Source organism: Polaromonas sp. P1_G2 (assembly GCF_056405515.1).
This window is the reverse complement of sequence record NZ_JBFUBY010001031.1, coordinates 1-480: the sequence shown is the minus strand read 5'-3', so window position 1 is coordinate 480 and position 480 is coordinate 1. Positions and strand designations below refer to the sequence as shown.

Annotated in this window: 1 protein-coding gene; it reads left to right on the top strand. The window is 59.6% G+C overall.

What is annotated here, in order from left to right:
- Nucleotides 1-480: POTRA domain-containing protein (locus AC1D0P_RS28905; RefSeq protein ID WP_477679877.1), on the top strand; the 480-nt coding region annotated here is incomplete at both ends.

Genomic DNA, 480 nt, shown 5'->3' with positions numbered 1-480 from the left:
CTATAGCGGCTTCCGGTTGCGCGCCGTGATCGCGACGAAGCAGACCGGTTGGTTCTCGTTCATCACCCGCACGGACATTTATGACGCGGACAAGCTGCGTGCCGACGAAGAGGCGCTGCGCCAGTTCTACTATAACCACGGCTATCCGGATTTCCGCGTCATCTCGTCCAATGCACAGCTTGATCCGTCGACCAACAAGTACACGATCAATTTTGTCGTCGACGAAGGCGAGCGTTACAAGTTCGGGCCGGTTCAGGTCGAGAGCACGGTCGAAGGTGTCAATGCCGACGATCTGAAGAGCCTTGCGGACAGCCAGGAAGGCAGCACCTATCGTGCACGCGACGTCCAGGATTCTCTGGATGCGATTTCGAAGCGTGTTGCCGCGGCGGGCTATCCGTTTGCACGCGTCACGCCGCGCGGCAACCGCGACATGGCCAACAAGACGATCGCCGTCGATTATCTCGTCGACCAGGGCGAGCG